The organism is Escherichia sp. E.sYA108, assembly GCF_011754335.1.
GTDB classification, from domain to species: Bacteria; Pseudomonadota; Gammaproteobacteria; order Enterobacterales; family Enterobacteriaceae; genus Escherichia; species Escherichia coli.
The window spans coordinates 425,929-446,400 of the sequence record NZ_JAAQVZ010000001.1 but is presented as its reverse complement, the minus strand read 5'-3'; the positions used below and the strand labels follow the sequence as shown (position 1 = coordinate 446,400).

The following is a 20,472-nucleotide window of genomic DNA, read 5'->3' as shown; positions in this document are numbered from 1 at the left end:
TTCTTATGAGAATTCACTCACCGTACCCCGCCAGTTGGGCGCTGGCACAACGAATTGGTTATCTCTATTCAGAGGGCGAGATTATTTATCTCGCCGATACGCCATTCGAACGGTTACTCGATATTCAACGTCAGGTTGGCCAGTGCCAGACCATGACCAGCTTGTCACAGGCTGATTTTGAAGCCCGGCTGGAAGCGGTGTTCCATCAGAATACCGGTGAGTCGCAACAGATTGCGCAGGATATCGATCAATCCGTCGATCTTCTCTCGCTTTCGGAAGAGATGCCCGCAAATGAAGATCTGCTGAATGAAGATTCAGCCGCACCGGTTATCCGCTTGATCAATGCTATTTTGAGTGAGGCCATCAAAGAAACCGCCTCCGATATCCACATTGAAACCTATGAAAAAACAATGTCGATCCGTTTTCGCATCGACGGCGTTTTGCGGACAATTTTACAGCCCAACAAAAAACTGGCGGCACTGCTTATCTCCCGAATTAAGGTCATGGCGCGTCTTGATATCGCCGAAAAACGTATTCCACAGGATGGAAGAATCAGTTTGCGTATCGGGCGACGTAACATAGATGTCCGCGTATCCACACTGCCATCCATCTATGGTGAACGCACTGTGCTCCGCCTGCTGGATAAAAACAGCCTCCAGCTTTCATTGAACAACCTGGGGATGACGGCAGCGGATAAACAGGATTTAGAAAATCTCATTCAGCTTCCGCACGGTATTATCCTGGTAACAGGGCCGACAGGCTCCGGTAAAAGCACCACGCTCTACGCCATTCTTTCGGCGCTTAATACCCCTGGCCGTAATATTCTGACGGTAGAAGATCCCGTGGAATATGAACTGGAAGGCATAGGACAAACGCAGGTGAATACCCGCGTGGATATGTCTTTCGCTCGCGGCCTGCGCGCCATACTTCGCCAGGACCCGGATGTCGTCATGGTGGGGGAAATTCGTGATACAGAAACCGCGCAAATTGCGGTTCAGGCCTCGCTCACAGGCCATCTGGTACTCTCAACACTCCACACTAACAGTGCATCAGGCGCAGTCACCCGGCTACGCGACATGGGCGTCGAATCATTCCTGCTTTCGTCTTCACTGGCAGGGATTATCGCGCAACGTCTGGTTCGTCGTCTGTGTCCGCAATGCCGACAATTCACGCCCGTATCGCCGCAACAATCGCAGATGTTTAAATATCATCAGCTCGCGGTGACAACAATTGGCACTCCCGTAGGTTGCCCTCATTGCCATCAATCCGGTTATCAGGGGCGCATGGCGATCCACGAAATGATGGTGGTGACGCCGGAATTGCGGGCCGCTATTCATGAAAATGTGGATGAACAAGCACTGGAGCGACTGGTCCGGCAACAACACAATGCCTTAATCAAAAATGGCCTGCAAAAAGTGATACGCGGTGACACCTCCTGGGATGAGGTTATGCGCGTCGCCAGTGCCACGCTGGAGAACGAAGCATGAATTATCGCTATCGCGCCATGACCCAGGATGGTCAAAAATTGCAGGGGATCATTGATGCTAACGATGAACGTCAGGCACGACTGCGGCTGCGTGAAGAAGGGCTTTTCCTGCTGGATATTCGCCCCCAAAAAAGTTCGGGAGTAAAAACACGTCGCCCGAGGATCAGCCATAGTGAACTGACGCTTTTCACCCGGCAGTTGGCAACCTTAAGCGCAGCGGCATTACCCCTGGAAGAGAGCCTTGCCGTAATTGGTCAACAAAGCAGTAATAATCGACTGGCTGACGTGTTAAATCAGGTACGCAGCGCCATCCTTGAAGGGCATCCCCTTTCCGATGCGTTACAACATTTTCCCACGCTTTTCGATTCGCTCTACCGTACCCTGGTAAAAGCGGGCGAAAAGAGCGGTCTGCTGGCCCCGGTGTTGGAAAAGCTGGCTGATTACAATGAAAACCGGCAGAAAATCCGCAGCAAGCTCATTCAGTCACTGATCTACCCCTGCATGCTCACTACGGTGGCGATTGTGGTCGTGATTATTCTCCTCACTGCTGTCGTGCCCAAAATTACCGAACAGTTCGTGCATATGAAGCAGCAACTGCCACTGAGTACACGCATTCTTTTAGGTCTGAGCGACACGTTGCAACGTACCGGCCCGACATTATTAGCGACGGTGTTTATTGTCGCTGTGGGTTTCTGGCTCTGGTTAAAACGCGGCAATAACCGCCACCGTTTTCATGCCATGTTACTGCGCGTTGCGCTCATCGGCCCGCTGATTTGCGCCATTAACAGCGCACGCTATCTCCGCACTTTAAGTATTTTGCAATCCAGCGGCGTCCCTCTGCTGGATGGGATGAATTTGTCCACCGAAAGCCTCAACAACCTCGAAATTCGCCAGCGCCTGGCAAATGCGGCAGAAAACGTTCGCCAGGGTAACAGCATTCATCTTTCACTGGAACAAACCGCAATTTTCCCGCCGATGATGCTCTACATGGTGGCCTCTGGCGAAAAAAGCGGGCAACTCGGCACGTTAATGGTCAGAGCCGCAGATAACCAGGAGACACTCCAACAAAATCGGATCGCCTTAACGCTCTCCATCTTCGAGCCAGCACTCATTATTACGATGGCACTGATCGTCCTGTTTATTGTCGTGTCGGTACTCCAACCTCTTCTTCAACTTAACTCAATGATTAATTAAGGAAAGTATATGCGCGCAACGGATAAGCAACGCGGTTTTACATTACTGGAAATTATGGTGGTTATTGTCATCATTGGCGTACTTGCCAGCCTGGTGGTTCCCAACCTGATGGGCAATAAAGAAAAGGCGGATAAGCAAAAAGCCGTCAGCGATATCGTGGCACTGGAAAACGCCCTGGATATGTACAAACTCGACAATCATCGCTATCCAACCACAAATCAGGGGCTTGAATCCTTAGTCGAAGCGCCGACACTGCCACCGCTGGCCGCAAACTATAACAAGGAAGGTTATATCAAGCGTCTGCCTGCCGATCCCTGGGGCAATGATTATGTCCTCGTTAATCCTGGTGAACATGGTGCATACGATCTGCTTTCAGCAGGGCCCGATGGTGAAATGGGAACCGAGGACGACATCACCAACTGGGGTTTGAGCAAGAAGAAAAAGTAAGTCAGCGATGAATCAGCAACGCGGGTTTACCCTGCTGGAGATGATGCTGGTGCTGGCGCTGGTCGCTATCACGGCAAGTGTGGTGCTCTTCACATATGGTCGGGAGGATGCCGCCAACACTCGTGCGCGCGAAACAGCGGCGCGGTTTACCGCTGCACTTGAATTAGCCATCGACCGCGCCACGCTCAGTGGTCAGCCTGTCGGTATCCATTTCTCTGATTCAGCATGGCGCATTATGGTACCGGGCAAAACACCATCAGCCTGGCGCTGGGTTCCATTACAAGAAGATGCCGCAGACGAGAGCAAAAATGACTGGGGTGAAGAACTCTCAATTCAACTTCAGCCATTTAAACCTGATGACAGCAACCAACCGCAGGTGGTGATTCTGGCCGACGGACAAATCACGCCCTTCTCTTTGTTGATGGCTAATACCGGGACCGGTGAGCCGCTCCTGACGTTAGTCAGTTCAGGCTCATGGCCCCTGGATCAAACGCTCGCCAGAGATACCCGCCCATGAACAAACAATCAGGGATGACACTGCTTGAAGTCTTACTGGCGATGAGTATTTTCACCGCTGTTGCTCTGACTTTAATGAGCAGTATGCAAGGGCAACGAAATGCCATCGAGCGAATGCGCAACGAGACGCTGGCATTGTGGATAGCGGATAACCAGCTTCAGTCACAAGATTCATTCGGCGAGGAAAACACGTCCAGTTCTGGCAAAGAGTTAATAAATGGCGAAGAGTGGAACTGGCGCAGCGATATCCACTCAAGCAAAGACGGCACGCTTCTGGAACACACCATAACGGTGACATTACCCAGCGGTCAGACAACCTCGCTTACGCGCTATCAAAGCATCAATAATAAATCCGGGCAGGCACAAGATGATTAATCGCCAGCAGGGTTTCACATTGCTGGAAGTCATGGCGGCGCTGGCGATTTTCTCAATGCTTAGCGTGCTGGCGTTTATGATTTTTTCTCAAGTTTCCGAGTTGCATCAACGTTCACAGAAAGAAATCCAGAAGTTCAATCAGCTACAGCGCACCATCACCATTCTTGATAACGATCTCCTGCAACTGGTCGCCCGGCGGAATCGGAGTACGGACAAAATCATGGTGTTGGGTGAAGAAGCGATTTTTACCACGCAAAGTCGCGATCCGCTGGCCCCTCTCAGTGAAGCACAAACCTTACTCACTGTTCACTGGTATCTGCGAAATCATACGCTCTACCGTGCTGTTCGTACTTCTGTGGATGGCAGGAAGGATCACCCCGCCCAGGCGATGCTGGAACATGTCGAGAGCTTTCTTCTGGAAAGTAACAGCGGAGAAAGCCAGGAGCTTCCTCTCTCAGTCACGTTACATCTGAAGACTCAGCAATATGGGGCGTTACAGCGCCGTTTTGCATTACCTGAGCAGTTAGCGAGAGAAGAGTCGCCAGCTCAGACGCAGGCCGGGAATAATAACCATGAATAATGAACAACGCGGCGTAGCACTGCTCATTGTACTCATGTTACTGGCGCTCATGGCTGCTCTGGCTGCAGACATGACGATCAGTTTTCACGGCCAGCTTCATCGAACCCGCCAGGTAAACCATCATTTGCAACGGCAATATGATATTGAGCTGGCGGAGAAACTTGCGCTTGCCAGCCTCACCCAGGACGTTAAAGATAACGACAGACAAACCACGTTGCAGCAGTACTGGGCACAACCGCAACAGTTGCAGCTGGAAAATGGCAATACAGTGAAGTGGCAGTTACGCGATGCCCAGCACTGTTTTAATCTCAATGCCTTAGCAAAAATCTCTGACGCCCCGCTGGCTTCCCCTGATTTCCCCGTCCAGGTATTCAGTGCCCTGCTGATTAACGCCGGTATCGATCGCGGAAACACCGATGAGATCGTGCAATCAATCGCTGACTATATTGATGCCGATGATTCGCCACGCTTTCACGGCGCAGAAGATAACTTTTACCAAAGCCAAACGCCGCCTCGCCATAGCGCCAATCAAATGCTTTTTCTGACCGGTGAATTGCGTCAGATAAAAGGCATAACCGAAAACATCTATCAGCGGCTTATCCCGTATGTCTGCGTTCTCCCGACCTCGGAACTTAGCATCAATCTTAATATGCTAACGGAGAACGATATTCCGCTCTTCAGAGCATTATTCCTCAATAACATCACGGATGCTGACGCTCGGGTCTTATTACAAAAAAGGCCCAGGGAAGGCTGGCTCACCACAGATGCATTTCTTTACTGGGCGCAGCAGGATTTCTCCGGCGTGAAGCCCCTGGTTGCTCAGGTGAAAGGGCATCTCTTTCCCTATAGCCGCTATTTTACGCTGAATACGGAAAGTATCAGCGACGAACAATCCTAGGGATGGCAAAGCCATATTTTTTTCAACCGTAAACAGCAGAGCGCCCAAATCTATCGGCGTACGCTGCAACTCTACTAATCATAAGGATCGTGATGCCTGAATCGTTGATGGTAATACGTTCTTTCTCGACGCTGCGTAAGCATTGGGAATGGATGACGTTCTCCGCAGATAGCGTATCTTCGGTACATACGCTCACAGACGATCTTCCGCTGGAGTCGCTGGCCGATCAGCCCGGTGCTGGAAATGTTCACCTTTTGATCCCACCTGAGGGTCTTTTATATCGTTCCCTCACGCTGCCCAACGCCAAATACAAACTCACCGCGCAAACATTACAGTGGTTGGCGGAGGAGACATTACCCGACGCCAGCCAAAATTGGCACTGGACGGTTGTCGATAAACAAAACGAAAGTGTCGAGGTGATAGGCATTCAGTCGGAGAAACTCAGTCGTTATCTTGAGCGTTTACATACTGCCGGACTCAACGTGACGCGGGTTTTGCCAGATGGCTGCTATCTTCCCTGGGAAGTAGATAGCTGGACTCTGGTTAACCAGCAAACAAGCTGGCTTATTCGCAGTGCCGCACATGCCTTCAACGAACTGGATGAACACTGGTTACAGCATCTTGCTAACCAGTTTCCGCCTGAGAATATGCGTTGTTATGGTGTAGCGCCTCACGGCGTTGCAGCGGCCAATCCACTTATCCAGCATCCTGAAATACCATCACTGAGTTTGTATTCTGCCGATATTGCATTCCAGCGCTATGACATGCTGCATGGTGTTTTTCGTAAACAGAAAACTGTAAGCAAATCGGGAAAATGGCTCGCCCGCCTGGCAGTAAGCTGTCTCGTTCTCTCCATTCTTTCTTTTGTTGGCAGCCGGGGCATCGCGTTCTGGCAAACGCTTAAGATTGAAGATAAACTTCAGCAACAACAGCAAGAAACCTGGCAACGTTATTTCCCGCAGATCAAACACACCCACAACTTTCGTTTTTACTTTAAGCAGCAACTCGCTCAGCAATATCCTGAAGCTGTACCGTTGCTCTATCATTTACAAACACTTCTGCTTGAACACCATGAACTGCAGTTAATGGAGGCGAACTATAGCCAGAGGCAAAAGTCGCTGACCTTAAAAATGAGTGCTAAGAGTGAAGCCAATATCGATCGTTTCTGTGAGTTAACACAGTCCTGGCTTCCGATGGAAAAAACAGAAAAAGATCCGGTCAGTGGCGTATGGACAGTAAGGAACTCAGGGAAATGATTAAATCATGGTGGGCAGAAAAATCCACATCGGAAAAACAGATCGTTGCGGCATTGGCGGTTCTCTCGCTCGGCGTTTTTTGTTGGCTTGCGGTGATAAAACCGATAGATACCTACATTGAAGAGCATCAGTCCCACGCGCAAAAAATTAAGAAGGACATCAAATGGATGCAGGATCAAGCGAGCACCCATGGTTTACTCGGTCATCCAGCGCTTACGCAGCCCATCAAAAATATCCTTCTCGAAGAAGCAAAACGTGAGAATTTGACTATCACGCTGGAAAACGGTCCGGACAATACTCTGACAATTAACCCTGTCACAGCTCCCCTCGAAAACGTCTCCCGCTGGCTCACTACGGCACAGATAACATACGGTATTGTTATTGAAGACCTTCAGTTTACTCTTGCCGGAAACGAAGAGATCACCCTCAAGCATTTGTCCTTCAGGGAGCAACAATAATGACAATGCTACTGCCGCTCTTCATTCTGGTTGGTTTTATTGCAGGTTATTTTGTTAATGTCATGGCCTATCACCTCTCGCCTTTGGAGGATAAAACGGCGTTAACGTTTCGCCAGGTATTGGTTCATTTCTGGCAAAAAAAATATGCCTGGCATGATACAGTGCCCCTGATACTTTGCGTTGCTGCTGCTATCGCCTGCGCCCTGGCACCTTTCACGCCCATTGTGACTGGCGCACTCTTTCTCTATTTCTGTTTCGCACTCACGCTCAGTGTTATTGATTTTCGCACTCAGCTCCTGCCCGACAAACTCACCTTACCGCTGCTCTGGCTTGGCTTGGTATTTAATGCGCAGTCTGGATTAATTGATTTACATGATGCGGTTTATGGCGCGGTCGCTGGCTATGGGGTGCTGTGGTGTGTTTACTGGGGCGTCTGGTTAGTTTGTCACAAAGAGGGATTGGGCTACGGTGATTTCAAGCTACTGGCCGCTGCAGGCGCGTGGTGTGGCTGGCAAACGTTACCAATGATACTGCTGATTGCCTCGCTGGGTGGCATTGGTTACGCCATCGTTTCACAACTTCTGCAACGCCGGACTATACCCACTATCGCATTCGGCCCGTGGCTTGCGCTCGGCAGCATGATAAACCTGGGATATCTGGCCTGGATCTCTTATTAACCGGGAGGGTTCTCCCTCCCGACACGGCTCAACCTTCTTCGCGAATCTGTGCTTGCAGATAATTTTGCAGTCCCATCTTCTGAATCAGATCAAGTTCCGTTTCCAGCCAGTCGATATGGCCTTCTTCATCGCGCAAAATTTCTATCATCATATCGCGGCTGACGTAATCATGAACGCTATCGGCATAACCAATTGCCTCACGCAAATTCTTCGCGCCATCCAGCTCAAGTGCCAGATCAGAACGCAGCATTTCCTCAACATCTTCACCAATGTTCAGTTTGCCCAGGTCCTGTAAGTTTGGAAGACCTTCCAGAAAAAGAATGCGCTCAATATAACGATCGGCGTGTTTCATCTCATCAATGGATTCATGATACTCCACATCATTGAGACGTTTGAGACCCCAGTTTTTAAACATCCGGGCATGAAGAAAGTACTGATTGATTGCGACAAGCTCATTTCCCAACAGTTTGTTGAGATAATTTATAACTTTAGTATCACCTTTCATTTTTTGACTCCTTCGCTTCCACTCTTTGAAGCGTAGAACGGCTTACGAGTAAGTCAAAAAACACACTCCGTTTATGCGGACTCCTTAAACTCCGGCAGTTGCATTAATTCATCCTCCATCACTTCACGCGCGGCCCGGACACATTTACCGCACTGATTGCCGACCGGAATGAATTTTTTTAATTGCTGGAACGAGTGGGGGGAAAACTGGCGCACAGCCTGACGAATTTTTTTATCGCTGATACCATTACAAAGACAAACGTACATAGAGACTCCCGTATACTTTCTTCAAAAATAAATGAAAATAGTTCTTATTTCAATTACGGAAAGACTCTTTTTTAAGCAAAGAATAGAAATATGAATAAAAATAATGGGCTACCAAAAGTAGCCCATTGACAAAAAATGCGGCGATACCGGAAGGTATCGCCAACACATTTATTGCTTAGTAAACGGCGCGAAGATTTCGCTAAATGCGTACTTCGGTGCCTGTTCTTTAGTCAGGCCGTGGAATTCCGGAGACAGGTTAGTGCCGCCTGGCAGGTCGCGCGCGATTGACCAGATACCAACCATACCGAGATTACGCTTCTGCGCATCCTGCATGACCAGACGAGCATCAGAGAGATAGAACACCTCGCCCTGAACGTCGTTCACGCCAACCATCGGCGTGGTACCCATCATAGCGTCAATTTCTGCATCGCTCTTGTTGGGATGGAGGCCTTTCAATTGTGAATGCAGGTTGGCAATCGCAGACGTTGCACACTTACCGTGAATGTTCTGGCCTTCGGTATTTGCAGACTGACAAATCGCGTTACCGTAGTCCATTGTCATCACGTTCACACCCGCCAGCTCAACACCTTTCGCTTTGGCATCGCTCAGGACATTCATCCCTTCCGGCGTCAGGCCAGTCGGCAGAATTGGCAAGGTGTACCAGATAGCAATATCTTTGCCCTCTGACTTCCATTTATCCTGCACTTTCTTCACAGCAAGGTTACGACGTTCAATAGATGCCTGATCCGCAACCCAGGTGCCTTCGATATCGAAGTCCAGGACTCTGAGGTTCAGGTTATCAACGATGTCATAATAATGCTGCATTAGATCGTCAACGTTCTTACAGGAAGCTGCCAGCGGGGCATTATTAGCACCACCGATAGACAGCATCACATCACCGCCAGCCTCACGCAGAGCTTTGATTTTGCTGTACTGAGCGTAATTCTGCATACCGTAAGCGGTACCCCATGTCGGTAGACAGGTGTTCGCATCTTTACTCACCACAAACGCCAGCGTGAAGTGGTTGACGTTATGATTCTTAGCCAGCGCAGCCAAATCCGGGATCGTATTCAGCGTAAAGTCGACATACGGTGCATAAACGTGTTTCGGCCACGCTTTCTTCGGCGTACCTACGCGCTCTTTGGTTCCGGTCCAGTCAACAAAAACACGCCACGGGTTGCTGTCAGAAGGAGAAACTTTCTGCACTTTACTCTGAGAAATGTAGTTCTCACCGTTAAAGCGAATCAGCGTATCACTGGCATAAAGCGTTTCTGGATTAAACTGCGGCGCATTATTCAGCTCTTCGTTGCTATAGCTCTGAGTCTTACCTAACGGCTTCCACGGGCGACTATTGCTACCGGTGGCGTTTTGGTTCGCAACCAGAGCAGGGTTGTCACTTTGCGTCCAGAACAGCGCTTCATAAGCCTGCCCATCAACAACAACGCGATCACCTTTCACGTACACGGTGGAAGCGGACCATGCTTTCGCCGGTTCGTATTTCTTCCACGGGTTATCGCCGCCGGGGACAAAGCCCCATGCGTCTTGATCGACAGAGGTTTTATAATGTGCATCGTTATAATCTACGATGCTGTTCGCGCTGTACGCTTTGCTGGCCTGGAAACCATTCGCAATAATGACGCCGCCATTATCAATTTCACAGGTAGTCGGGTTACCGTACTGACTCATTTCCGCAGCGGTAGCTGTACGCACGAGGCGCCATGGGTTATTGGAGTTTTCTACACTGGTGCCACGCGGGCAATCTTCAGAACCAACCCACCAGGCATTCTGATAAACATTACCATTGAAGATAACATGGTAAATTTCGCTGCCTTCCTGGCCACTCCACGCCTGCAGTGAGTAATCGTTACTGCTATCCGCTGGTGTTGATGGCTCGTTGTTATCCGGAGTTGGAGTAACTGGAGTTTCCGGTGTTTCCGGAGTTGGATCAACCGGAGTCACAGCACCGCCATTATTATCCGGCTTAACGGAACAGGAGCCTGGGTTACCATACTGAGTGATTTCTGTTGCCGTTGCCGCGCGAACATAACGCCATGGGTTGCTGGCATCGTTTTCTTTCGCATCGCCTGGGCAATTTGCCGCGCCCACCCACCAGGCATTCTTATAAATGCCGCCGTTGTAGATAACGTACCATGTAGAAGAACCTTCCTGACCTTTCCAGGCTACGACAGCATAGTTGTCGTTTGACTTATCAGCTGGGGCTGGCTGAACATCAGGAGCCGGTTTAACGTCCGGTGCCGGTTTCACATCCGGTGCAGGCTGTGGTGCTGAAGTACAAGACTGTGGATTACTGGTTTCTGAGATTTCCGTTGCCGTAGCGGCACGAACATAACGCCATGGGTTGCTGGCATCATTGCCTTTCGCATCACCCGGGCAGTTAGAAGAGGCTACCCACCAGGCATTTTTATATACCGCACCATTAAAGACGACATACCAGGTTTGACCGCCCTGCTGTTTATTCCAGGCAACTACAGAAGAATTAGACGGAACAGTGCCCTGTGCTGGTGTAGCCGAACCGCCATTAGCAGGCGTATTAGATGCTGGCGTATTTGAATTTGAAGAAGATGAGCTGCCGCTCTTTTCGCAGGAAAGTGTATTGCCAAACTGACTAATTTCAGCAGCTGTTGCGGTACGCTTTAAACGCCACGGGTTAGTTGCATCATTTGCTTTCGCTTTTCCCGGGCAATTTGTAGAAGAAACCCACCAGGCATTTTCATAAATTTTGCCATCGAAAATAACCTGATATTTATTACCACCTTGTTGGTTATTCCATGCTTCCATTGCCAATGCTGGCAGAGCGGAACACACCAGCCCCATACCAATCATAGATTTAGTAAATATATTTAATTTCATTATAATCCCTTGTAACGTAAAAACTGCAAAACAAAAGTCCTACGCAGGAATTATTTACGTTTTACGAGAACCCTTCAATATGAATTAAAGTGCGGCATTAAAAATAAGAAAAAAGCCTGACAAATGAAGCATTTTAAAAACAGAAACATTCATATTTAAAATATTAAATTGAATTGATATTTTAAATATGAATAATTTATTCGTTCTGACAGTACGAATAAGATATGCAGTCAACAAATGCAAAAAGGGCGCCGAAGCGCCCTTTTCAATTCAAAACTAATTAACGTGTAATTAGCCCAGAACTTTAGCAACAACGCCCGCGCCAACGGTACGGCCGCCTTCACGGATTGCGAAACGCAGACCGTCGTCCATCGCGATCGGGTGGATCAGGGTAACAACCATTTTGATGTTGTCGCCCGGCATTACCATCTCTACGCCTTCCGGCAGTTCGATGGTACCAGTCACGTCAGTAGTACGGAAGTAGAACTGCGGACGGTAGCCTTTGAAGAACGGAGTATGACGACCGCCTTCATCTTTGGACAGAATGTACACTTCAGATTCGAACTTGGTGTGCGGCTTGATGGTGCCCGGCTTAGCCAGTACCTGACCACGTTCGATTTCTTCACGTTTGATACCACGCAGCAGAACACCTACGTTCTCACCAGCACGGCCTTCGTCCAGCAGTTTGCGGAACATTTCAACGCCAGTACAGGTAGACTTCTGAGTCTCTTTGATACCAACGATTTCAACTTCTTCACCAACTTTGATGATACCGCGTTCTACACGACCGGTAACAACGGTACCACGACCGGAGATGGAGAATACGTCTTCGATCGGCAGCAGGAACGGCTTGTCAATCGCACGCTCTGGTTCCGGAATGTAGGAATCCAGGAAGCCAGCCAGTTCCAGGATTTTCGCTTCCCACTCTGCGTCGCCTTCCAGCGCTTTCAGAGCAGAACCACGAACGATCGGAGTGTCGTCGCCCGGGAAGTCGTACTGAGACAGAAGTTCACGAACTTCCATTTCAACCAGTTCCAGCAGCTCTTCGTCATCAACCATGTCGCATTTGTTCAGGAACACGATGATGTACGGAACGCCTACCTGACGACCCAGCAGGATGTGCTCACGAGTCTGCGGCATCGGGCCGTCAGTCGCAGCAACTACCAGGATCGCGCCGTCCATCTGAGCAGCACCGGTGATCATGTTTTTAACATAGTCGGCGTGCCCCGGGCAGTCTACGTGCGCGTAGTGACGGGTCGGGGTGTCGTATTCAACGTGAGAAGTGTTGATGGTGATACCACGAGCTTTTTCTTCCGGCGCGTTATCGATCTGGTCGAATGCACGAGCAGCACCGCCGTAGGTTTTAGCCAGTACGGTGGTGATTGCAGCGGTCAGAGTAGTTTTACCGTGGTCAACGTGGCCGATAGTACCAACGTTAACGTGCGGTTTTGTACGTTCAAATTTTTCTTTAGACACGGCTATATTCCTTACTATAGTGCTCTCCCCTTCAGGAGAGAGCACGGGACTTTGGTATTAACCCTTAGGCTTATTTACCACGGGCTTCAATTACGGCCTGAGCAACGTTACTCGGCGCTTCATCATACTTCAGGAATTCCATAGTGTATGATGCGCGACCTTTGGTCAGAGAACGCAGCTGAGTTGCATATCCGAACATTTCAGACAGCGGTACTTCAGCGTGGATCTTAACGCCAGTAACTTCAGATTCCTGACCTTTGAGCATACCACGACGACGGCTCAAGTCACCGATAACGTCACCGGTGTTCTCTTCAGGAGTTTCTACTTCAACCTTCATGATCGGCTCAAGCAGAACTGGTTTCGCTTTCTTAAAGCCTTCTTTAAAGGCGATAGAAGCAGCCAGTTTAAACGCCAGTTCAGAGGAGTCAACGTCATGGTAAGAACCGAAGTGCAGACGAATACCCATGTCTACTACCGGGTAGCCTGCCAGCGGACCTGCTTTCAGCTGTTCCTGGATACCTTTATCAACGGCCGGGATGTATTCGCCAGGGATTACACCACCTTTAATGTCGTTGATGAACTCGTAGCCTTTCGGGTTTGAACCCGGCTCCAGCGGGTACATGTCGATAACAACATGACCATACTGACCACGACCACCAGACTGTTTCGCGTGTTTACCTTCAACATCGGTAACTTTCTGGCGGATAGTTTCACGGTAAGCAACCTGCGGTTTACCTACGTTCGCTTCAACGTTGAATTCACGCTTCATACGGTCAACGATGATGTCGAGGTGCAGTTCGCCCATACCCGCGATGATGGTCTGGTTAGATTCTTCGTCAGTCCATACACGGAAAGACGGGTCTTCTTTAGCCAGACGGCCCAGAGCCAGACCCATTTTTTCCTGGTCAGCTTTGGTTTTCGGTTCAACTGCGATGGAGATTACCGGCTCAGGGAATTCCATACGTTCCAGAATGATCGGCGCATCCGGGTCACACAGGGTGTCACCAGTGGTTACGTCTTTCAGACCGATTGCAGCTGCGATGTCGCCCGCGCGAACTTCTTTGATCTCTTCACGTTTGTTAGCGTGCATCTGAACGATACGACCGAAACGCTCACGTGCAGCTTTCACGGAGTTCAGTACGGTATCACCAGAGTTAACCACACCGGAGTACACACGGAAGAAGGTCAGGTTACCAACAAACGGGTCGGTAGCGATTTTGAACGCCAGTGCAGAGAACGGCTCGTCATCACTTGCGTGACGCTCAGCCGGAGTGTCTTTACCGTCGTCCAGGATACCGTTGATCGCAGGTACGTCAACCGGGGATGGCAGGTAATCAATTACCGCATCCAGCATCGCCTGAACACCTTTGTTCTTGAACGCAGAACCACAGGTTACCAGGATGATTTCGTTGTTCAGAACGCGCTGACGCAGAGCACCTTTGATTTCTGCTTCAGTCAGTTCTTCACCACCCAGGTATTTTTCCATCAGCTCTTCAGAAGCTTCAGCTGCGGATTCGATCAGGTTCTGGTGCCATTCGTTAGCCAGTTCAACCATGTCTGCCGGGATATCTTCGTATTCGAAGGTTACGCCCTGGTCAGCGTCGTTCCAGTTGATAGCTTTCATTTTCACCAGGTCAACAACACCGGTGAAATGTTCTTCAGCACCAATCGCCAGCTGCAGCGGAACCGGGTTCGCGCCCAGACGGGTTTTGATCTGGTTAACAACTTTCAGGAAGTTCGCACCCATGCGGTCCATTTTGTTAACGAACGCAATACGCGGAACTTTATATTTGTTTGCCTGACGCCATACGGTTTCAGACTGCGGCTGAACACCACCAACTGCGCAGTAAACCATTACCGCACCATCGAGAACACGCATGGAACGTTCTACTTCGATTGTGAAGTCAACGTGCCCCGGGGTGTCGATGATGTTGATGCGATGCGGCTCATACTGCTTAGCCATACCAGACCAGAATGCAGTAGTCGCAGCGGAAGTGATGGTAATACCACGTTCCTGCTCCTGCTCCATCCAGTCCATGGTTGCAGCGCCGTCATGAACTTCACCGATTTTATGGTTTACACCGGTGTAGAACAGAATACGTTCGGTAGTAGTGGTTTTACCGGCGTCGATGTGCGCACTGATACCGATGTTACGGTAGCGTGCGATGGGTGTTGTACGAGCCATTTGTTTCCTCGTTTATCTTTTAGGCGTTCAATTTAAGTAGCCCAAAGCGGGCTGCTTACTGGAAGCGCCCGCCTGGTGACTAAAACTCCGAAGGGATTACCAACGGTAGTGTGCGAACGCCTTGTTGGCTTCGGCCATACGGTGAACGTCTTCACGTTTCTTAACTGCAGTACCTTTGTTTTCTGCAGCATCAGAAAGTTCGTTCGCCAGGCGCAGAGCCATGGATTTATCACCGCGTTTACGAGCAGCTTCAACGATCCAACGCATTGCCAGAGCATTACGACGAACCGGACGGACTTCAACTGGTACCTGATAAGTAGAACCACCAACGCGGCGAGACTTAACTTCTACAGTCGGGCGCACGTTTTCGAGAGCTACTTCGAATGCTTCCAGTTCAGATTTACCAGAGCGCTGAGCCAGGGTCTCCAGCGCGCTGTATACGATAGATTCAGCAGTAGATTTTTTACCATCTACCATCAGGATATTTACAAATTTAGCCAGCAGTTCTGATCCGAACTTCGGATCCGGCAGAATTTTACGCTGACCAATGACGCGACGACGTGGCATGGAAATACTCCGTTGTTAATTCAGGATTGTCCAAAACTCTACGAGTTTAGTTTGACATTTAAGTTAAAACGTTTGGCCTTACTTAACGGAGAACCATTAAGCCTTAGGACGCTTCACGCCATACTTGGAACGAGCCTGCTTACGGTCTTTAACGCCGGAGCAGTCAAGCGCACCACGTACGGTGTGGTAACGAACACCCGGGAGGTCTTTAACACGACCACCACGGATCAGGATCACGGAGTGCTCCTGCAGGTTGTGACCTTCACCACCGATGTAGGAAGTCACTTCGAAACCGTTAGTCAGACGAACACGGCATACTTTACGCAGCGCGGAGTTCGGTTTTTTAGGAGTGGTAGTATATACACGAGTACATACGCCACGTTTTTGCGGGCATGCTTCCAGCGCAGGCACGTTGCTTTTCGCAACTTTGCGAGCACGTGGTTTGCGTACCAGCTGGTTAACTGTTGCCATTAAATAGCTCCTGGTTTTAGCTTTTGCTTCGTAAACACGTAATAAAACGTCCTCACACAATATGAGGACGCCGAATTTTAGGGCGATGCCGAAAAGGTGTCAAGAAATATACAACGATCCCGCCATCACCAGGCCATCTGGCTGGAGTGCTTAACCGTAAGTCTGACGAAATCAGTATAGTCAATGGGAATGATGTCGTTCGAAATTCGACCAGTCAAACCGCGGGCAATAAGGTCTTCGTTCAGAGCATAGACCTTAATGGGGGCATTACGCAGACTTTCAAGGTAGCGGTTGCCGTCAACTGCGGCAGTTACGCCATCTTGCAATAATAGCAGTTCGTCACCTTCACTGAGCAGACGCAGCAGCGCAGCAAAATCCGTCAGCCAGGGTGAACGATGTAATGTGTGCAGCATAAATGCCTCAAAACCTCAAAATAACATCGTAGTTGGCGAGTTCGCGGCGTAAGGCATCTGCTTCGAGCGGCGTGGCTTCGACAACAAAAGGTGTCTGCGGATCTAACCCGCGTTCGCGCAGTGAAGCCGCACAAACCCAGCACTGTTCAATATCGTACAGACCCAACAATTTAAAAGTGGCAATGTAATCACGCGCCAGCACTGCATCGGGCTTTTGTCCTGGCAGCAGCTGAAAAACGCCATCAGCAATAAAGAAGACGGCCAGATCGTCAGTTAATGCGGAAGTTGCGAGTAAAGCATCTAATCCCTCGCGGCCAGCCGCGGTGCCATGAGGCACAGTAGAAAAAACAAACGCAATTCGTTTCATCAGAACTGTACCACCCTGTCACAGGTCAGCGAGGCTTCCGCCAGCGCGCCAAGTCCGCTTAAGGTAAATCCCGTCTGAAGGTTTGACGAAGCCAGCCCCAGTCTTCCGGCTTCCGTTTCATCAACAACGCCACGGCGTAATGCCGCCGCTACGCAGATATTCAGCGCCACACCATGTTGCATATTCAACTGTTGCCAGCTGCGCACAAGGTCAAATTCGTCGCTTGCCGGTGAGGTCAATTGGTTAGCGTTATAGACCCCTTCCCGATAGAAAAAAACGCTGCTTAACTCATGGCCTTCTGCTATTAGCGCCTGCGCAAACTGAAAAGCACTACTCGCCTGTTGCGTACCGTATGCTGGCCCGGTCACCACGATGGCAAAACGCATTACTTATCTTGCCCCTGGAAATCACCGCTCTTGAACTGGCGGATGTAGAGATAGACAGTGTGTTTGGAGATGTTCAGGCGGTCAGCAACCTGGTTGATCGCGTCTTTAATATCGAAGATCCCTTTCTCGTAGAGATTTAGCACGATCTGACGATTTTTGGCGTTATTAGAAACATTGCGATCGGCATTCACTTCTTCGATGGTAAACTCCAGCGTTTGGGTAACCAGATCTTCAACAGAAGAGGCAAAGTTGACGCTTGAACCGACATCCGGAGTTTCCGGCGGCACAAAAGTGCTCATAATCTGCGAGAAGGGAACATCAAGATTCATATTGATGCACAGCAGACCAATTACACGCTGTTCGCGGTTACGAATCGCGATAGTCAGGGACTTCATTAATACGCCGCTTTTGGCGCGAGTAAAGTAGCATTTAGAAACGCTGCTATCCGCTCCCGTCATATCGTGCAGCATACGTAGCGCCAGGTCAGTAATTGGCGAACCAATCTTCCGGCCTGTATGTTCACCGTTAGCAATGCGAATGGCTGAACATTTTAGATCCTGCAAAGAGTGCAAAACGATTTCACAGTGGGAGCCAATAAGCATCGCTAACCCGTCCACCACCGCTTCGTAGGATTTCAGAATATCAAAATCGGTCTGGTCAAAAGGACGTTGATCCAGTAAATCCAACTCACTGGTTTCGTTGGTTAAAAGCGACCTGGACATGAAAAAAAACACTCCTTTTCAGGAGCCTGTCGTTAACTTTTCAGGGCAGGCTCATTAATGATGCGGGTAACTAAATTAATACAGCGGAGGTTCCGCTTTCCAGCACTAATTATATCCGGCCTGTAATAAAAAAACCGCCGCCTGGTCAGGCGGCGGTTCTTAGTGCTTATTTTTTAGCAGAGTCTGCGGCTTTCGCATCAGCTTCCGGCTTTGCATCAGCCTTCGGCGCTGGTTTCACATCCAGCAGCTCTACGTCAAACACCAGGGTAGAATTCGGTGGGATCCCCGGAACACCCGCTTTGCCGTAAGCCAGTTCTGGTGGAATAACCAGTTTGATCTTACCGCCTTTCTTGATGTTCTTCAGACCTTCTGTCCAACCCGGGATAACACCGTCCAGACGGAAAGAGAGCGGTTCACCACGGGTGTAAGAGTTGTCGAACTCTTTACCGTCGATCAGCGTACCTTTGTAGTTCACTACAACAGTATCGCTGTCTTTCGGGGCTTCGCCTTTACCGGCTTCTACTACCTGATAAACCAGACCAGTGGAAGAGGTTTTCACACCTTTCTCTTTGGCAAATTTCTCGCGGTACTCTTTACCTTTTGCTTCGTTATCAGCCGCGTCTTTTTCCATCTTCGCCTGAGCAGAAGACTTCACGCGAGCTTCGAATGCTTGCAGAGTCTGTTCGATCTCTTGGTCGGAAAGTTTGCTCTTATCAGCAAATGCATCCTGAACACCAGCGATCAGCTGATCTTTATCCAGTTTGATGCCCAGTTTTTCTTGTTCTTTAAGAGAGTTTTCCATGTAACGACCCAGCGAAGCACCCAGTGCATAAGCTGATTTCTGATCGTCATTTTTGAACGCTGCTTTGCTGTCAGCAGTTGTAGCAGGTTTTGCAGCTTCAGCAGCAAAAGTGATTGGTGCATGCAGGGCAACGGCCATTGTGGTCGCCAGCAGCGTTACTTTAAACAGTGATTTCATCCATATCTCCAGGATCGGGGCATCTCACCCCAGGGTTAACTATTATCAGAAGGGTACTATAAAGCGTTGTCGAACAAATCTACATACAGACACGCCCTATTATCATCTATTTTCAGACTCTTTTTGTTTAAATTAGTTTCGATGACCGCGAAATGAGTGCTGTCTCGGGCAGCAAAGTTAAGTAGAATCCGCGGCGACCATTCGACAAAAGAGGTGAATCATGCAGGATTTATCATTGGAAGCACGCCTGGCAGAGCTGGAGAGCCGACTGGCTTTTCAGGAAATCACCATTGAAGAACTGAACGTCACGGTGACCGCTCATGAAATGGAGATGGCGAAACTGCGCGATCATCTGCGTCTGCTGACCGAGAAGTTAAAAGCCAGCCAGCCGTCGAACATCGCGTCGCAGGCTGAAGAAACGCCTCCGCCACATTATTGAGGCGTAAAAAAAGCGGGGATTCCCCGCTTTTTTGTCACCTTTTCGATATTAGTGGCAACCGCAACCGCCGTTGCCTTTACCGCCACAGCAGCCTTCGCCACCGTGTTCATGACCGTGATCGTGGCCATGACCACCGCAGCAACCGTCGTGGTCGTGATCGTGGTGGTGATCGTGCGCGCCGTGAACGTGACCATGAGCCAGTTCTTCTTCGGTCGCTTCGCGAATCGCCACAACTTCAACGTTGAATTTCAGGTTCTGACCAGCCAGCATGTGGTTACCATCAACCACTACGTGATCGTCTTCAACCGCAGTGATTTCAACCGGTACCGGACCCTGGTCGGTTTCAGCCAGGAAACGCATACCTACCTGCAGTTCATCAACGCCCATAAATACGTCTTTAGGAACGCGCTGCACCAGGTTTTCGTCGTACTGACCGTAAGCGTCGTTCGCGCCAACAGCGACATCAAATTTGTCGCCAACTTCATGACCTTCCAGCGCTGTTTCCAGGCCAGAGATCAGGGAACCGTGACCATGCAGGTAGTCCAGCGGCGCACTCACCGGAGACTCATCAACCAACACACCGTCTTCTGTACGTACCTGATAGGCCAGGCTGACCACCAGGTCTTTTGCTACTTTCATGATATCTCCTGAGCATGGGAAGAATAGTGGCGCAGATTGTAGCGGAATTCTGCAGCCGTGTACTCACTAGCTTAAAAAAACTCGGCGCATATCGCTAGTCCGGATGAAAAATCCCAATCACTTGCTCATCTTTGCGGACGTGATCGCGGGCTTCTTTGTCTGCTTCTCGCATCTGATGTCCACACTTAACACATTCAACGATATCAATATTATTTTCGCGCCACATCGCCATTGAATCCTGTGCCTGACAGGCCGGGCATTTTGCGCCCGCAATAAAACGTTTTCGGATTGCCATCTTT

Annotated in this window: 24 protein-coding genes and 1 pseudogene; 11 read left to right on the top strand and 14 right to left on the bottom strand. The window is 49.7% G+C overall.

Going from position 1 to position 20,472, the window contains the following annotated elements; translation table 11 throughout:
• Positions 1 to 5 precede the first annotated feature (5 nt).
• From gspE to gspO, 10 genes and pseudogenes are all read left to right on the top strand, one after another.
• Complete coding sequence (gene gspE, locus HBM92_RS02055) at positions 6 to 1,487, top strand: type II secretion system ATPase GspE (RefSeq protein ID WP_001219902.1); 1,482 nt, start codon at positions 6 to 8, stop codon at positions 1,485 to 1,487.
• A complete protein-coding gene (gene gspF / locus HBM92_RS02050) occupies positions 1,484 to 2,680 on the top strand; it encodes a type II secretion system inner membrane protein GspF (protein ID WP_001109576.1) in 1,197 nt (398 codons plus the stop codon). The genes gspE and gspF overlap by 4 nt, the downstream gene beginning before the upstream one ends.
• A gap of 9 nt (positions 2,681 to 2,689) precedes the next feature.
• Positions 2,690 to 3,127, top strand: a complete 438-nt coding sequence (gspG, locus tag HBM92_RS02045; protein WP_001202877.1) for a type II secretion system major pseudopilin GspG — start codon at positions 2,690 to 2,692, stop codon at positions 3,125 to 3,127.
• 7 nt (positions 3,128 to 3,134) lie between these two features.
• Positions 3,135 to 3,644, top strand: a complete 510-nt coding sequence (gene gspH / locus HBM92_RS02040; protein ID WP_001076033.1) for a type II secretion system minor pseudopilin GspH — start codon at positions 3,135 to 3,137, stop codon at positions 3,642 to 3,644.
• Positions 3,641 to 4,018 carry a type II secretion system minor pseudopilin GspI gene (gspI, locus tag HBM92_RS02035; protein ID WP_001041742.1) on the top strand — a complete coding sequence of 126 codons (378 nt, stop codon included), beginning with the start codon at positions 3,641 to 3,643 and terminating at the stop codon, positions 4,016 to 4,018. The genes gspH and gspI overlap by 4 nt, the downstream gene beginning before the upstream one ends.
• Positions 4,011 to 4,598, top strand: coding sequence for a type II secretion system minor pseudopilin GspJ (gene gspJ, locus HBM92_RS02030; protein WP_000610637.1), 588 nt, complete (start codon positions 4,011 to 4,013; stop codon positions 4,596 to 4,598). Before gspI ends, gspJ begins: the two co-directional genes overlap by 8 nt.
• Positions 4,591 to 5,574: pseudogene (gene gspK, locus HBM92_RS02025) on the top strand (type II secretion system minor pseudopilin GspK). The gene gspJ and the pseudogene gspK overlap by 8 nt, the downstream one beginning before the upstream one ends.
• 14 nt (positions 5,575 to 5,588) lie before the next feature.
• Positions 5,589 to 6,752, top strand: a complete 1,164-nt coding sequence (gene gspL, locus HBM92_RS02020; RefSeq protein ID WP_001304915.1) for a type II secretion system protein GspL — start codon at positions 5,589 to 5,591, stop codon at positions 6,750 to 6,752.
• A complete protein-coding gene (gspM, locus tag HBM92_RS02015; RefSeq protein WP_001298207.1) occupies positions 6,749 to 7,210 on the top strand; it encodes a type II secretion system protein GspM in 462 nt (153 codons plus the stop codon). Before gspL ends, gspM begins: the two co-directional genes overlap by 4 nt.
• The gene (gspO, locus tag HBM92_RS02010) at positions 7,210 to 7,887 is read left to right on the top strand and encodes a prepilin peptidase GspO (RefSeq protein WP_000178174.1); all 678 of its coding nucleotides are present in this window, start codon (positions 7,210 to 7,212) and stop codon (positions 7,885 to 7,887) included. The genes gspM and gspO overlap by 1 nt, the downstream gene beginning before the upstream one ends.
• A 28-nt stretch (positions 7,888 to 7,915) precedes the next feature.
• Here the strand turns inward: gspO and bfr are convergent, their stop codons facing one another.
• The 12 genes from bfr to fkpA all read right to left on the bottom strand — a co-directional run bounded on the left by bfr (position 7,916) and on the right by fkpA (position 19,095).
• Entirely contained in the window at positions 7,916 to 8,392 is a 477-nt protein-coding gene (bfr, locus tag HBM92_RS02005; RefSeq protein WP_000675504.1) for a bacterioferritin, read from the bottom strand.
• 71 nt (positions 8,393 to 8,463) lie between these two features.
• The gene (bfd, locus tag HBM92_RS02000; protein ID WP_000289085.1) at positions 8,464 to 8,658 is read right to left on the bottom strand and encodes a bacterioferritin-associated ferredoxin; all 195 of its coding nucleotides are present in this window, start codon (positions 8,656 to 8,658) and stop codon (positions 8,464 to 8,466) included.
• Between the two features lie 168 nt (positions 8,659 to 8,826).
• On the bottom strand, positions 8,827 to 11,529 hold the full coding sequence (gene chiA / locus HBM92_RS01995) for a bifunctional chitinase/lysozyme (RefSeq protein ID WP_000773147.1): 2,703 nt from the start codon (positions 11,527 to 11,529) through the stop codon (positions 8,827 to 8,829).
• Positions 11,530 to 11,820: 291 nt separating this feature from the next.
• The gene (gene tuf / locus HBM92_RS01990) at positions 11,821 to 13,005 is read right to left on the bottom strand and encodes an elongation factor Tu (protein WP_000031783.1); all 1,185 of its coding nucleotides are present in this window, start codon (positions 13,003 to 13,005) and stop codon (positions 11,821 to 11,823) included.
• Between the two features lie 70 nt (positions 13,006 to 13,075).
• The gene (fusA, locus tag HBM92_RS01985) at positions 13,076 to 15,190 is read right to left on the bottom strand and encodes an elongation factor G (protein WP_000124700.1); all 2,115 of its coding nucleotides are present in this window, start codon (positions 15,188 to 15,190) and stop codon (positions 13,076 to 13,078) included.
• Between the two features lie 96 nt (positions 15,191 to 15,286).
• Complete coding sequence (rpsG, locus tag HBM92_RS01980) at positions 15,287 to 15,757, bottom strand: 30S ribosomal protein S7 (RefSeq protein ID WP_001138043.1); 471 nt, start codon at positions 15,755 to 15,757, stop codon at positions 15,287 to 15,289.
• A gap of 96 nt (positions 15,758 to 15,853) precedes the next feature.
• Positions 15,854 to 16,228 (bottom strand): 30S ribosomal protein S12, encoded by a 375-nt coding sequence (gene rpsL / locus HBM92_RS01975; protein WP_000246815.1) that lies wholly within the window; start codon positions 16,226 to 16,228, stop codon positions 15,854 to 15,856.
• Positions 16,229 to 16,353: 125 nt separating this feature from the next.
• Positions 16,354 to 16,641 (bottom strand): sulfurtransferase complex subunit TusB, encoded by a 288-nt coding sequence (tusB, locus tag HBM92_RS01970; RefSeq protein WP_000903381.1) that lies wholly within the window; start codon positions 16,639 to 16,641, stop codon positions 16,354 to 16,356.
• 7 nt (positions 16,642 to 16,648) lie between these two features.
• On the bottom strand, positions 16,649 to 17,008 hold the full coding sequence (tusC, locus tag HBM92_RS01965; RefSeq protein WP_000820734.1) for a sulfurtransferase complex subunit TusC: 360 nt from the start codon (positions 17,006 to 17,008) through the stop codon (positions 16,649 to 16,651).
• Positions 17,008 to 17,394: a sulfurtransferase complex subunit TusD gene (gene tusD, locus HBM92_RS01960; RefSeq protein ID WP_001209702.1), complete on the bottom strand. Its 387-nt coding sequence runs from the start codon at positions 17,392 to 17,394 to the stop codon at positions 17,008 to 17,010. The genes tusC and tusD overlap by 1 nt, the downstream gene beginning before the upstream one ends.
• Complete coding sequence (locus tag HBM92_RS01955; RefSeq protein WP_000091466.1) at positions 17,394 to 18,116, bottom strand: transcriptional regulator; 723 nt, start codon at positions 18,114 to 18,116, stop codon at positions 17,394 to 17,396. The genes tusD and HBM92_RS01955 overlap by 1 nt, the downstream gene beginning before the upstream one ends.
• A 166-nt stretch (positions 18,117 to 18,282) precedes the next feature.
• Positions 18,283 to 19,095 (bottom strand): FKBP-type peptidyl-prolyl cis-trans isomerase, encoded by an 813-nt coding sequence (fkpA, locus tag HBM92_RS01950; protein WP_000838261.1) that lies wholly within the window; start codon positions 19,093 to 19,095, stop codon positions 18,283 to 18,285.
• A gap of 220 nt (positions 19,096 to 19,315) precedes the next feature.
• Between fkpA and HBM92_RS01945 the strand changes: the two genes are divergently transcribed.
• Positions 19,316 to 19,534 carry a protein SlyX gene (locus tag HBM92_RS01945; RefSeq protein ID WP_001153615.1) on the top strand — a complete coding sequence of 73 codons (219 nt, stop codon included), beginning with the start codon at positions 19,316 to 19,318 and terminating at the stop codon, positions 19,532 to 19,534.
• A 48-nt stretch (positions 19,535 to 19,582) separates the two neighbouring features.
• On the opposite strand, the gene slyD is transcribed toward HBM92_RS01945, so the two are convergent.
• Both slyD and HBM92_RS01935 read right to left on the bottom strand, forming a co-directional pair.
• On the bottom strand, positions 19,583 to 20,173 hold the full coding sequence (gene slyD, locus HBM92_RS01940; protein WP_000861334.1) for a peptidylprolyl isomerase: 591 nt from the start codon (positions 20,171 to 20,173) through the stop codon (positions 19,583 to 19,585).
• Positions 20,174 to 20,267: 94 nt separating this feature from the next.
• The gene (locus HBM92_RS01935) at positions 20,268 to 20,468 is read right to left on the bottom strand and encodes a YheV family putative zinc ribbon protein (protein WP_001007730.1); all 201 of its coding nucleotides are present in this window, start codon (positions 20,466 to 20,468) and stop codon (positions 20,268 to 20,270) included.
• Positions 20,469 to 20,472 lie beyond the last annotated feature (4 nt).